The sequence below is a fragment of the Oceanobacillus sp. FSL W8-0428 genome (genome assembly GCF_038004405.1).
Lineage (GTDB): Bacteria > Bacillota > Bacilli > Bacillales > Amphibacillaceae > Oceanobacillus > Oceanobacillus sojae.
Genome location: NZ_JBBORB010000001.1, coordinates 615,258 through 628,175, shown reverse-complemented (window position 1 = coordinate 628,175; position 12,918 = coordinate 615,258). Strand labels below are relative to the sequence as shown.

13 protein-coding genes are annotated in these 12,918 nt (G+C 39.4%); 10 read left to right on the top strand and 3 right to left on the bottom strand.

All coding sequences use genetic code 11. From position 1 onward, the window contains the following. Nucleotides 1–191 precede the first annotated feature (191 nt). From spoIID to MKY30_RS02670, 9 genes are all read left to right on the top strand, one after another. Nucleotides 192–1,409, top strand: a complete 1,218-nt coding sequence (gene spoIID / locus MKY30_RS02710; RefSeq protein WP_341082754.1) for a stage II sporulation protein D — start codon at nt 192–194, stop codon at nt 1,407–1,409. Nucleotides 1,410–1,578: 169 nt separating this feature from the next. After that, the gene (locus MKY30_RS02705; protein ID WP_341082753.1) at nt 1,579–2,424 is read left to right on the top strand and encodes a peptidoglycan DD-metalloendopeptidase family protein; all 846 of its coding nucleotides are present in this window, start codon (nt 1,579–1,581) and stop codon (nt 2,422–2,424) included. A 383-nt stretch (nt 2,425–2,807) separates the two neighbouring features. Then, a complete protein-coding gene (gene spoIIID / locus MKY30_RS02700) occupies nt 2,808–3,140 on the top strand; it encodes a sporulation transcriptional regulator SpoIIID (protein WP_147212457.1) in 333 nt (110 codons plus the stop codon). A gap of 763 nt (nt 3,141–3,903) precedes the next feature. Continuing rightward, entirely contained in the window at nt 3,904–4,905 is a 1,002-nt protein-coding gene (locus tag MKY30_RS02695; protein ID WP_147212638.1) for a rod shape-determining protein, read from the top strand. A 99-nt stretch (nt 4,906–5,004) separates the two neighbouring features. Further along, nucleotides 5,005–5,814 (top strand): flagellar hook-basal body protein, encoded by an 810-nt coding sequence (locus MKY30_RS02690; RefSeq protein WP_341082752.1) that lies wholly within the window; start codon nt 5,005–5,007, stop codon nt 5,812–5,814. A 13-nt stretch (nt 5,815–5,827) separates the two neighbouring features. Next, complete coding sequence (locus MKY30_RS02685; protein ID WP_341082751.1) at nt 5,828–6,646, top strand: flagellar hook-basal body protein; 819 nt, start codon at nt 5,828–5,830, stop codon at nt 6,644–6,646. Nucleotides 6,647–6,792: 146 nt separating this feature from the next. Beyond that, the gene (locus MKY30_RS02680) at nt 6,793–7,125 is read left to right on the top strand and encodes a DNA-directed RNA polymerase subunit beta (RefSeq protein WP_147212635.1); all 333 of its coding nucleotides are present in this window, start codon (nt 6,793–6,795) and stop codon (nt 7,123–7,125) included. Nucleotides 7,126–7,367: 242 nt separating this feature from the next. Next, the gene (fabZ, locus tag MKY30_RS02675) at nt 7,368–7,790 is read left to right on the top strand and encodes a 3-hydroxyacyl-ACP dehydratase FabZ (RefSeq protein WP_147212634.1); all 423 of its coding nucleotides are present in this window, start codon (nt 7,368–7,370) and stop codon (nt 7,788–7,790) included. A gap of 111 nt (nt 7,791–7,901) precedes the next feature. Continuing rightward, nucleotides 7,902–8,129 carry a hypothetical protein gene (locus MKY30_RS02670; protein ID WP_147212633.1) on the top strand — a complete coding sequence of 76 codons (228 nt, stop codon included), beginning with the start codon at nt 7,902–7,904 and terminating at the stop codon, nt 8,127–8,129. Nucleotides 8,130–8,222: 93 nt separating this feature from the next. Here MKY30_RS02670 and MKY30_RS02665 read toward each other — a convergent pair whose 3' ends face one another. From MKY30_RS02665 to MKY30_RS02655, 3 genes are all read right to left on the bottom strand, one after another. Further along, nucleotides 8,223–9,431 carry a quaternary amine ABC transporter ATP-binding protein gene (locus tag MKY30_RS02665; protein WP_147212632.1) on the bottom strand — a complete coding sequence of 403 codons (1,209 nt, stop codon included), beginning with the start codon at nt 9,429–9,431 and terminating at the stop codon, nt 8,223–8,225. Continuing rightward, nucleotides 9,431–10,288 (bottom strand): ABC transporter permease, encoded by an 858-nt coding sequence (locus tag MKY30_RS02660; protein WP_147212631.1) that lies wholly within the window; start codon nt 10,286–10,288, stop codon nt 9,431–9,433. The genes MKY30_RS02665 and MKY30_RS02660 overlap by 1 nt, the downstream gene beginning before the upstream one ends. 123 nt (nt 10,289–10,411) lie before the next feature. Next, nucleotides 10,412–11,404: an ABC transporter substrate-binding protein gene (locus MKY30_RS02655; RefSeq protein WP_341082750.1), complete on the bottom strand. Its 993-nt coding sequence runs from the start codon at nt 11,402–11,404 to the stop codon at nt 10,412–10,414. Nucleotides 11,405–12,077: 673 nt separating this feature from the next. Here MKY30_RS02655 and MKY30_RS02650 point away from each other — a divergent pair. Beyond that, on the top strand, nt 12,078–12,917 hold the full coding sequence (locus tag MKY30_RS02650) for an efflux RND transporter periplasmic adaptor subunit (RefSeq protein WP_341082748.1): 840 nt from the start codon (nt 12,078–12,080) through the stop codon (nt 12,915–12,917). The last annotated feature ends 1 nt before the right edge of the window (nt 12,918 follow it).

The following is a 12,918-nucleotide window of genomic DNA, read 5'->3' as shown; positions in this document are numbered from 1 at the left end:
AAAGGAGAGCTTCTATGGTTTTTGAATGCATACATATTATGAACAGTTCCAGCCTCCCACATATTTTTTTCTCTAAAATTATCATAAGAAAAAGGTCTATTTTGCCAATAAAATGTATAGATTTAATAGTAGGCATGATAGATAAACAGCTTAAGAGGATATTCAGAAAGTTTTAGAAAAGGAGGAGGAACGTGCATAACAAAAAGTATAAACAGAAAAACACAGCAATTCATAAGAAAATGAAGCAGCTGCAGCAGAAGAAAAGGATACCGAACCAGCCATTACAGAAAATCGTACCTTTTTCTAACCGGAAATCAACGTATTATAATCATCAGCGCCCATCTCCTTGGAAGCAAATGATAATAGGTGTTTTTGCAGTACTGATTATTTTTATTCTGGCAGTCCCGGCAATTATTGTCCAGATTACAAAGACGGATAATCAAATTAGTGCAGGTGTAGAAGTGGTGGATACAGATGAAGAAAATCCTGATAAAGAAAACGGGGCAGAGGATACTTCTGAAGAAACAGCGGCGGGAGAGGAAGCAGTGGAGGTCGGGGCATCTCCATTTGATGTATCTGTCATGCGGGTGAGCAATGACGAGGTGGAGAATGTTCCGGTAGAGCAATATGTTGCCGGTGTTGTTTCCTCCGAAATGCCGACAGAGTTTGAAATGGAGGCGTTAAAAGCCCAGGCAGTTGCTGCGAGAACATTTACTGTCAACTTCCTGCTGAATGGAGAAAAGAATGGCAACTATGATTTGACTGATTCAACACAGCATCAGGTATATAAAGGTGAACAGGAGCTGCAAGAGCAATGGGGAGCAGAATATCAGGAGAAAATGAATAAAATAAATCAGGCAGTTAAGGAAACAGAAGGACAAATCATAACTTATAATAAGGCACCGATTACAGCCTCTTTTTTCTCCACAAGTAACGGATATACGGAAAACTCGGAGGATTATTGGGAGAGTGAGGTTGCCTATCTGCGCAGTGTAGAGAGTCCCTGGGATAAGAATGCACCAGAATTCACCAGTCAGACAACGCTGAGTGTCGCAGAAGTATCGGAGGCATTACAAATACCGCTTCAGGATGATAAGAAAATCCCAATGGAAATCAGCCATACAGACAGCGGCAGGGTAAAAGAAATAACAGTTGCCGGGAATGCTTTTACAGGACCGGAATTTCGCGATAAATTGGGCTTGAGATCCAGTGATTTTACCATTGAACAGAGTGACAATCATCTGATTTTTACGACTCAGGGCTATGGGCATGGTGTCGGAATGAGCCAATACGGCGCAAATGGCATGGCAGCAGAAGGAAAAAACTATGAAGACATTATTCACTACTACTATACAGATGTAGAAATCAGTCAGGTAAGTGAAATTGCACCAACCCTCGTTTCTAACTGAGCGGGGGTTTTTAATTGTCTAAATAGGTAAAACTACTTTTATTGTAAAGGTGAAAACGTTTCTACTAAACCCTCTATGCAACCTATTTATTATGAAAATCAAAAATATTTTTCATAGTCATGTATATAATTCTCTTTTTCTGCTCACAATGGTTGCAGAGGTGATGAAAATGAAAGAGGAATTCAAAGGCCCAAAAAATAAATGGAGCCAAATTTTCCGCAAGAAATGGTTTTTCCCAGCATTGTATTTAAGTATTGCAGCTGTTTTATTAGCGTCAGTCATTTGGTATCAAAATGCAGGATCTGATGTTTCAGAGCAGGATGACCAAAGAAATGCAGAGGATCACTACCTTCCATCAATGAATGATGAAGATGCTGTACCAGTAGTTGACCAGCAGGAATTGGTAGGAATGCCGCTGGAAAACACAGATGAAGCAGAAATCGTAACTAAATTTTTTGATTACAACGCAGAGCAGGAAGACAGAGAAAATGCACTTGTACTTTACAACAATCGTTACTATCAAAGTACAGGAGTAGACATTGCAGCAGCAGATGCAGAAACTTTTGATGTCTTAGCATCTATCAGCGGAACAGTAGAAGAAGTGAAGGAAGACCCATTACTAGGTAACGTAGTTGTGTTATCACATGGTGAAGACTTAAAAACGTATTATGCTAGTCTTGGAGATGTAGCAGTTTCTGTAAGTGACCAAGTTGCCCAAGGAGATAAGCTGGGAACAGCTGGTAAAAACTTGTTTGGTAAAGACAATGGAACACACTTGCATTTTGAAATCCGTAAAGATGGTACAGAAGTAAATCCAGAAAGCTACTTTGAACAGCCGGCATCCAGCATTGCTGTTGAAGATAGCGCTGCGGAAGATGAAGCAGTAAGTGAGGAACCAACTTCAGGAGAAGATGTTGTAGAGCCTGAAGAAGATGCAGAAGAAAATGTAGAACAAGACGAAGCACCAAGTGAAGACGAAGAAATTGATGTAGAACTGGACGAGTCTGAAGAATAATAAAAGTAACTGGGAAAACCAAAAATCTGGTGATGAATAAAATTCATTGCCAGATTTTTTTATTGGGCTTTTTGGACTCCCCTAAAAGCAATTTATTAACATACTTTTGAAAATACACCTTGTCCCCATGATTATTTGTACAAAACTTAAGCATAAAGGAACGATTTTTTTAATATGATGATATTACAAACCATGCAATCGAACTGTCTGAGGTGAAAAGACATGTAATTTATAAATACCATTCATCTAAAGTGGAACCCTTTTTCTTTTTTAGACCAATGACTACATAAAAAATAGTCAGCCGCTTATCCATAAGTCCTATCCCAAAACATACACCCTGTCCAAGCGACACCTCGGAATTACAACTTAGGGGGGCGAACGGTGTGCATGATTACATCAAAGAAAGGACAATTAAAATAGGGAGGCATGTTGTAGAAACAAGAAAAACAGTCCGGACGATTGCAAAAGAGTTCGGCGTATCCAAAAGCACAGTCCATAAAGATCTGACAGAACGGCTTCCGGAAATTAATCCTAAACTGGCTCAGGAAGTAAAAGAAATACTTGAATATCATAAAGCAATCCGTCATTTGCGCGGAGGCGAAGCAACAAGGAAAAAATACAAAATATCGAAGGATGAAGAAGATACATTAAAAGAAACGAAAATCACACAAAAATTTCTTGCTTCATCAAGCAGACCAAAGACTCAGGGGAGTTAAAAAATCTCTATGCAATTTATTTTTTTAATATTATAAATATGTTAAAAAAGCAGTAGAACAATGATTAGAAATAGTTTTACTGCTTTTTTAGGTGCTCGGAAAATCTTTGATTAAATGATAAATACTGATTTATTACAAGAAAATGGAGTGATTTATGACCAAATATTATAGTGACTAATATAATTTTACTTAATTACTCAACTTTCGCACTTTAAAAAGTAACTTCCTATCCATAAGAACAGGGGGTTGCATTACTTCCATATATCTGTTGACAAAGATAGAAGGTAAAGTGTAAAGCGACCGCTACGGCGGACCGTTTCGCTTTCCTAGGGGCACGCTCTTCAGCTAACTTTTGCCAAGAAGATCACTTGGCAAAAGTGGATCTTCAGATGGTGCTAATCCCTCAGGAGTCAAAACGGTCCGCCTCCGCAAGCATGATAATAGAGATTATGAACATCTTGGAACAGCAAGGTTTATATGTTTATTCTTAGGTGCGAAAGTTGAGTTAATTATTATAGGCTGAAAAAGTTGAGATAATAAATTACATTGTTTGTTTTAATGAAAATGAGTAAATTATAGCTTTTAATAATCAATGCACCCAACCAAAAGATAATAATTTGAATTTTTTTAAATAAGACCGCCAAAAAAACAAAAAAATATTTTTTTCATACAGTTAATTACCGTATTTTGTGGTAAAATAGTATACTAGTAGCATTTTGTCTTAGGACGGTGCAAGATAGTAACGCTAGGAGGATTTAGATTCATGTTTTCCAGAGATATTGGGATTGATCTTGGTACCGCAAATGTATTGATACACGTTAAAGGAAAAGGAATAGTTTTAAATGAACCATCTGTCGTTGCCATGGATCGTAATACGAACCGTGTGCTTGAAGTAGGAGAGGAAGCCCGCCGTATGGTTGGACGTACACCGGGTAACATAGAAGCGCTGCGCCCGTTAAAGGACGGGGTTATCGCTGATTTTGATGTCACAGAAGCAATGTTAAGATATTTTATAAATAAGATTAACGTCAAAGGTGTTTTATCGAAGCCGAGAATGCTTATTTGCTGCCCGACAAACATAACAAAGGTAGAGCAGAAAGCAATTAAAGAGGCGGCAGAAAAGTCTGGCGGAAAACGCATATACTTAGAGGAAGAGCCGAAAGTAGCTGCAATAGGTGCCGGCATGGATATTTATCAGCCAAGCGGAAATATGGTGGTAGACATCGGAGGAGGTACAACCGATGTAGCTGTACTGTCTATGGGCGGTATTGTAACCTCTCAATCCGTTAAAATGGCTGGAGATAAATTTGATTGGGATATTCTTCAATATATTAAGAAGCAATACAAACTGCTTATCGGTGAACGTACAGCAGAAGATATTAAAATTAATGTAGCTACTGTATTCCCTGGTTCACGCAAGGAATCAATGGATATCAGAGGCCGTGATATGGTATCCGGATTACCAAGAACAATAACGATTGAATCGGAGGAAATCCAGCAGGCATTAATGGAATCTGTAGCCCTTATTGTCCAAGCTGCAAAAGCAGTTCTTGAGCAGACGCCACCAGAATTATCAGCAGACATAATTGACAGAGGTGTTATTTTAACCGGTGGTGGGGCACTGCTTCACGGCGTGGATCAATTATTGGCTGAAGAATTAAAGGTTCCTATCTTTATTGCAGAGGATCCGATGGATTGTGTAGCAAAAGGAACAGGAATTATGCTTGAAAACATTGATAAGCTTGAAAAAAGAAGTGTTAACTGACAAGCTTCAGTAAAAGACAGCCATTGGCAGCAATATTAAATCTATTTATTGCTGCCGGCACGTCTTTTTAGCACTTTCTATTACGGAGGAGGCGGCTTTGTGTTAAGAGGTCTATACACAGCAGCAAGTGGTATGCTAACGCAGCAGCGGCAACAGGAAGCATTGTCTAATAATATTGCTAATGCAAATACTCCAGGATATAAGTCCGACCAGACGGCTATTCGCGCTTTTCCAGAATTATTAATTGAACAGACGGGTGGTACGAATCGTATTCCGACAACACAGGGAGGTTTCAACATTCCTTCTTCCCGTCAATTAGGCGGGCTGAATACAGGTGTATATGTCCAGGAAACAATTCCGCATTATGCTCAAGGAGATATAGTCGAATCTGGTTTGCCAACAGATGTTGCCATTAATCAAAGAGAGGTTCCTGATGAGAATGGAGCTATCTTTTTCACAGTTCAGAATAATGATGGAGATGTGCGCTACACTCGAAACGGGAATTTTACGATTGATGCAGATGGGTACCTCGTAACAAATCAGGGGTACTATGTTTTAGATGAAAACGGCAATAACATCCAAACAGATGGAACCATTGATATCATCAGCCCGGAAGGAGTTATTCCAACAGCTGGCAGAGATATTACAATTGGTATCCAGTATGTAGCTGATGCAAACACATTGATTAAAGAAGGAAATGATCTTTTTCAGGGCGATGCAGAAGCTGTGCCGGGAGATGCCGATTATACGTTACAGCAGGGTGCTTTGGAGCAATCTAACGTAAATACCGCACAATCAATGACGGATATGATGAACGCATACCGCTTATTTGAATCGAATCAGCGCGTTTTACGGGTATATGATGAAAGTCTGGGAAAAGCAGTCACAGAAATTGGCCGCTTAAGTTAGGGAGGAATCTGACATGTCACGCATAATGAATCAGGCAGCAGTAACAATGAATCAAATTCAGAACAAGCTCGATATTATTGGGAATAATATTTCTAATAATGGGACAACTGGATATAAGAGCAGACAAGTAGAATTTTCTTCCTTGTTAAACCAGCAGATTAATAATTTAAATTCGCCAGAAAATGCCGAGGGAAGGCTGACTCCGGATGGAATCCGCGTTGGAACCGGAGCAGGACTGGGTGCAATTCATTTAAACCAGCAGCAGGGAAGCCTGATTGAGACGAGCCGGGCATTAGATGCTGCTTTAACTGGAGAGAATATGTTCTTCCAAGTGAATCGGGTAGAAAATGGACAAGAAGAAACAGTCTATACAAGAGACGGCTCATTTTATCTTTCTCCAGCTGAGGGAGATACACTTGCCTTGACAACTTCCGATGGACATCCTATTATCGGACAAGAAGGCCCTATTGAAATTCAGGATGGATTTGATTCCGTTGAATTTAATGATCAGGGGCAGTTAATAGTGACCCGCGGTGATAACCAGGCTGCAGAAGCCGAGTTAGCCATTATGGAAGCTGTGCGTCCAAGTGCTTTAGAAGCGCAGGGAGATAATTTCTTCTCCGTATCAGCAGAGGCTGAGGCAGATGAAATTATTCAGGCATATGCCGGAGAGGGTGCTGTTATTCATCCACAATCTCTGGAGCAGTCTAATGTTGACTTATCACGTGCAATGACAGATATGGTTGCAGCACAGCGACTTTATCAATTTAATTCACGTTCGATTACGATGGGTGATCAAATGTCCGGATTAGTGAATACAATCCGTTCCTGAGTCTCATCCATTAGTTGTGCTCTGACAGCTGGAATAAACAGGGCTATACATAGTCAGTGTTTAAAAAGATGGAAAAAAGGACCCGAAACTTCGATGTGTCACTTTTATGAAACTTTTTAAACATCTTCTTATAAGGAGTTACAGAAATGACGAATAATCCATCTTCACAAAAGACCTCACACAAAGCAGAGGAAGAATCAGCAGCGGCGGGTGAGGAACAAGCAGTAAAACAAGAATTTTCCAGGAAAATGGAAAAGGAAGAAAAGCAGCAAAGTAAACGCAGACAGAAACTCAGCAGACCGAGATTGCGTATTTTCCCAATCTGGTTGCGTATTATCGTTGTATTGATATTCGCCGCAGCTGCTTTTATCGTTGGTTTAATGATCGGCTTTGCCGTCTTGGGTGACGGGTCTCCGTTAGATGTGCTGCGCATGGAAACCTGGCAGCATATTGTCGATATTGTAAATAAAGTAGATTAAAACATATTCGATGATGGACGAATATGTTTTCGTGCTTTTTAGAGACTTATGTAAAAATCAAATAATCATATGTAGAAGTTTTCCGGGCAGTTATCCATGGGTAAAAGATTATTTCTGTTCCCTGCAGATAATGCATAAAGCTATTCTCACAGCTGATTCGAGGAAGGCAGGCTTTCCATTTCATTCAATTTCTAAATCAGCTATAATGACAATACATACATATAAAAAGGAGTTGTTGAAGAATGATGGACATTCAACAAATTAAAGAAGTATTGCCACATCGTTATCCGTTTTTATTAGTAGATCAAGTAAAGGATATAGAAGAAGGGAAAAAAGTCACAGCTATTAAAAATGTTACAGCAAACGAGCCATTTTTCCCCGGCCATTTTCCTGACTATCCAGTAATGCCGGGCGTGCTTATATTAGAAGCTCTTGCACAAACAGGGGCGATTGCCGTTTTAGGGATGGAACAAAATAAAGGTAAAATTGGCTTTTTAGCAGGAGTAGATAAATGCCGTTTTAAACGTCAAGTGAAGCCGGGAGATCAGTTGGAGCTGACAGTTGAGATTATCCGCATGAAGGGACCAATCGGCAAAGGAAAAGGTATTGCAACCGTCAATGGAGAAACTGCATGTGAAGCAGAAATTACATTTGCGATTAAATAAAGAGAAATGTAATAAATTTCCTAAATGAATATTATAAAAAATGTATGATTCCTCTTTTCTGGGAGAACCTAATTTCGAGCAATAGGTTATTTTAGAAGGGAGGAATTTTTTATGAAAAAGGTATTATTAAAAGTTGGTACTTCTGTTTTTGCTCTTACATTGATGACTGCATGCGGTACATCTAATGATGAAGAACCGGCGGATGATAACCCAACCATCGATCATGAAGAAAGAGAAGATGAATTTAATAACGACAACAATGACAACAATGATCAGATGGAAAGAGATGACAATAATAACTTAAACGAAGATGATGAACTTCCCCGCAACAATGAGTAAGCAGCTCTAAAAATAGAGAAGAAGGGAATGAACCTCCTACATCCATTACCTTCTTCTTTCTTTTTGAGCAGTTATGCTCTATATTAATACAGCTTAGTAAACATATTCTTCACTTTCATTCACATCATCAGAGGTGAGCCCGGATAGTACGTGCACACGTAAAATGTAGCCGACAAGCTTTTTATCCTCGTTTACAACAGCTAAGGGAAAGCTTGATTCTAATGCTTTTGGAATTAAATCATTGATATATTCCTCTTCATTAACAATGGTAATATCTTTTCTGATTATATCGCCTAATGATTTCTTTTCTTTAATCCCCTGAATAGCATCGTCAATGGTAACAATCCCTTGAAGACGTCTGGACCGGTCAACGACAAATACACTGGAAATCCCGTTCTCACGCATTTCTTTTATCGCCACATTTAAACCATCTTTACTGGAAACAAGCGCATTTGGCTTCGTCATAATATGACTGGCCTGGAATACCTTCGAACGGTCGATATCCTTAATAAACTCGGAAATATACTCATTAGCTGGATTTGCAATGATTTCTTCCGGAGTCCCGACCTGCTCTACATGACCATCCTTCATCACGGCGACACGATCACCAATTCGGAAGGCTTCATTCACATCATGTGTAATAAAAATAATGGTTTTTTGCAGCCGCTCTTGAATATCCAGCAGTTCAAGCTGCATTTCCCGGCGGATTAATGGATCAAGAGCACTGAAAGGCTCGTCCATTAAGAGAATGTCGGGGTCATTAGTGAGTGCACGGGCTAAGCCTACACGCTGCTGCATCCCGCCGGATAATTCATCCGGATATTTATCCTCATAGCCTTTTAACCCTACTGTTTCAATATTCTGCTGCGCAATTTCCCGTCGTTTTTCCTTTGGTATATTGCGGATTTCTAAACCATACTCTACATTTGCTAAAATAGTCCGGTGGCTGAATAGACCGAAATGCTGGAACACCATTGCGATTTTTTCCTGCCGGACCTTTTTCAATTCGTCTTTGCTGCACTTGGTAATATCCTGTCCGTCTAATAATATTGAACCGTCTGTCGGCTTATTCAATAGGTTGAAGCAGCGGATCAATGTTGATTTTCCGCTCCCGGACAGTCCCATAATCACGAAAACTTCGCCTTTATTAATATCAAAGGTAGCATCATAAACACCAACTGTATGATTGGTCTTCTTTAAAATTTCTTCCTTGGATAACCCTTTTTTTATCAAAGGAATAGCGGATTTTGGCTTTGAACCAAATATTTTAGATACGTTTTTTACTTGAATTTGTACAGTCATTATTTATTACCCCCACGACGTTGTACTTTTTCAGCAATTCCATTTGTAATTCGGTCAATAATAATTGCTAAGAATACGATACTGATACCGGCTTCGAAACCGAGAGCGATATCAATCCGGTTAATCGATACGAGAACCTGCTCCCCAAGTCCGGAAGCTCCAACCATGGATGCAATAACAACCATTGCGAGTGCCATCATGGTTGTCTGATTGACACCGGCCATAATGGTCGGCAATGCTTGCGGCAGCTGAACCTTTGATAAGGTCTGCCATCTGGAAGAACCGAAAGACTGTGCCGATTCAACCACTTCTTTATCTACACCGCGGATAGCCAGGTCTGTTAAACGGATAACCGGCGGCAAGGAATAAATCAAAGTAGCGAAGATAGCGGAAACGTTACCCAGTCCGAAAAAGAAAATAGCTGGAATTAAATACACAAAACTCGGCATCGTCTGCATAGCATCAAGAATTGGACGCAATATCATTGAAACCCATTTATTAAATGCCATCGCAACTCCAAGCGGAATCCCGATAATTAAACAAATAATAACAGCAGTTAAAATAATGGAAATCGTAATCATCATTTCTTCCCAAAGTCCAAAACTCCCGATAAGAAATATGAATATACCGTATAAAACACCGGAGAAAATCGATTTAAAATACCACCCAAGTAAAAAGATGATAATAATAAACAACCACCATGGAATAATCATAAGGAAATCGGTCAATCCGCTAATGGATCTGGAGGTTACAAAAAATATAAAATCAAATAAAGCTTCTAAATTATCGGCAAGAAAGCTGACAAGATCATCAACATATTTACCGGCTTCGAAAGTAATATCTGGAAAACTAATCATAAGCATTATAACTGCTGAAAAAAGCAGTATATACCTCTCCTTCTTTAATGTGTTTAAAGTGGTAAACAAAGAGCAGCCAGCCTGGTGGCAAGCTACTCCATGTTTTCATATTTTCATATTCTATTATTCAAGGGAGTCAAGTACATCCTGAGCGACGTCATCCGGAACCCATTCTGTCCAAATATCTTCATGCTCCTGCATCCACCATAGAGCAGCCTCTTCTGTAGACGCTCCGTTATCTTCCATGTACTCCAAAGCTTCTTCAGTCAATGCACTGCTAGTTTCGTATTGCTCCAGAAATTCTGTAACCTCTGGCGCTTGTTCAGGAAAATCAGAATGCACAGATATAACGACATCATTTGGCGGGAATTCTGTTCCTCTGGACTCTTCCCAAATTGCTTCATCATATGGAGCTTCTTCCAGTAAAATTAAATCATATTTAGCTGTAATTGCAGTAGGTGACCAGTAGTAGCCAACCCAGCCTTCTCCAGCTTCATAGGCACGGGCTAAATCTGTAATAATGGCAGAGTCAGATCCCGGGCTGAAATTGTTAAATGTTTCATCCAGTCCATAAAAATCAAACTTATCATTAATTGCCTGCTCTACTTCCCAGCCGCTTGGAGCATTAATCAAACGCCCTTTGCCTGGATCTTCCGGGTCTTCAAATACTTCCGGGTACTTTTTTAAATCCTCTACCGTTTTTAAATCGGGAGCAAGCGGTTCAATTCCTCTCTCTGGATCGCCTTCAATAACATAGGCGGGAACGTAAATCCCCTGATTATTATCATCAAAGTTAACAGATAATGTTTCAATATCACCATTCTCCGTCAGCTCTTCATAAAGCTCCCGGATATTATCTGTCCATACCTCCATATTTACATTAATGTCTCCATCCTTTAACCCCTGCATCGTTGCAGCTGTCGATCCAGAAGTTATATCTGTATCATAACCGTACCCCTCTTCAATAATTTTTCCGGCAATATAGTTATGTACATTCACACTGTCCCAGCCGGCATCAGTAAAAACAATTGTATCAATTTCTCCTTCTGATGAGTCACCACATGCAGCTAACACCAGGAATGACGCAGTCATCAAAGCAAATAGTAATTTTTTCATTTTTTCCGTCTCCTTTTTATTTTGGCAATTTTCAGGTATATATTTTGATAAAAATTCAAAATAAACTAGTATTTAAAACTTAAAGAACCTTTTGTAGAGGGCAAATAAACTTATATATTTGTGCCGAAAGCAGAGTGAGGATAGTGCATTAGTATGGAAGATGACGGTGATTCGATTCTTTATTATACCTTATACTCGTAAGAATAAACAAAGCGCTTAAAAGTGTATAAATGTGCATATTTCTATATATAGCGAAGTTAAAGCAGGTTTAGATGTGTTTATCTTTATAATTGTCGAGAATACTCTAAAATACATATAAGTTGTCATGAAAACGGAAAAGTGAAATCTAATTTTTGTCGAAATAGAGAGAAAATAAAATTTGTTTATACATTCCCCTATATAAAAGGGATTAAACCTGCACCAGGCGTTAAATTAGCTAATAAATGAAAGCTGGATACCCGGCTAAGTGTTTAATTTCATCAGCCAGACTAAGTTTGCGAGGGCATATTTCAACGGATATACTAAAATGAGGAATTATTTGAAACAAAGCATACGAAACTTTCGTACTACATAAAGAAGTGAAATTTAATAAAAAACTGGAGGAGCTTATCTCCGGATAAAATATGGAAGGGGCATATACATAACGATGAAAAGAAGGATAGGAGTAATAGGATTGGTTTTTTTGCTGCTTATATTAGCAGCATGCACAGAAGATGAGAATGAATCAGCAGAAGAAAATGGAGACGATGGAATTACTTCTGTACAGACAGATGAAGTCAAGAAAGGGAATTTAACCAGGGAAAGAACGTTTAACGCCCGGATTGAAGCCTCTCAAGTAACCCCGATTATGATTGAACAGCCGTTAGAGGTGGATACATTAGAAGTAAAGGCAGGAGATAAAGTAGAAGAAAACGATAAAGTTGCCGAATTGTCTTTCGACGGCAATACACAGTCTGTTGATGCACCTGAAGCTGGAGAAATCATTCAAATTCAGGCAGGAGAAGGAGAGAATATTGATCCGGAAGAACCGTTTATGCTGATTGCCGATACAGATGAATGGCAGGCCGCTGGCGGCGTATCGGAAAGTATGGTGAGACTGCTGAATACCGGTGATGAAGTAGCTTTAACAGTGAATGGAGAAGAAAAGACAGCCACTATTACAAATATGGATCGGGTTCCTGATGATACAGGATTATATTCTGTTACGGCAACCTTTGAAGCTGGAGATTCATCCTTTATCTCCGGATCGGTTGCTAAGATAACAGTTGATGAAACAGTGGAATCAGATGCCTTATTAGTACCGACAGAAGCTGTTGTAGAGACTGAAGGAGAAACCTTTGTGTTTGTTGTAACAGATGATGAAACGGTAGAGCAGCGAGCTGTTTCTATAGTTACGATGCAATCACAGCAAACAGCCGTAGAGGGCGATATAGAAGCAGGAGAAGAAATCGTAATAACAGGTCAAACAGGATTAGAAGACGGCAATGCTGTCGAAGTAGTGAAAGGGGAATAGA

What these genes read in the sequence shown, in the direction of transcription:
- MKY30_RS02705 (WP_341082753.1), top strand. Translation starts at nt 1,579, where the DNA reads ATGAAAGAGGAATTCAAAGGCCCAAAAAATAAATGGAGCCAAATTTTC.
- MKY30_RS02695 (WP_147212638.1), top strand. Translation starts at nt 3,904, where the DNA reads ATGTTTTCCAGAGATATTGGGATTGATCTTGGTACCGCAAATGTATTG.
- MKY30_RS02685 (WP_341082751.1), top strand. Translation starts at nt 5,828, where the DNA reads ATGTCACGCATAATGAATCAGGCAGCAGTAACAATGAATCAAATTCAG.
- MKY30_RS02680 (WP_147212635.1), top strand. Translation starts at nt 6,793, where the DNA reads ATGACGAATAATCCATCTTCACAAAAGACCTCACACAAAGCAGAGGAA.
- fabZ (WP_147212634.1), top strand. Translation starts at nt 7,368, where the DNA reads ATGATGGACATTCAACAAATTAAAGAAGTATTGCCACATCGTTATCCG.
- MKY30_RS02670 (WP_147212633.1), top strand. Translation starts at nt 7,902, where the DNA reads ATGAAAAAGGTATTATTAAAAGTTGGTACTTCTGTTTTTGCTCTTACA.
- MKY30_RS02665 (WP_147212632.1), bottom strand. Translation starts at nt 9,431, where the DNA reads ATGACTGTACAAATTCAAGTAAAAAACGTATCTAAAATATTTGGTTCA.
- MKY30_RS02660 (WP_147212631.1), bottom strand. Translation starts at nt 10,288, where the DNA reads ATGATTAGTTTTCCAGATATTACTTTCGAAGCCGGTAAATATGTTGAT.
- MKY30_RS02655 (WP_341082750.1), bottom strand. Translation starts at nt 11,404, where the DNA reads ATGAAAAAATTACTATTTGCTTTGATGACTGCGTCATTCCTGGTGTTA.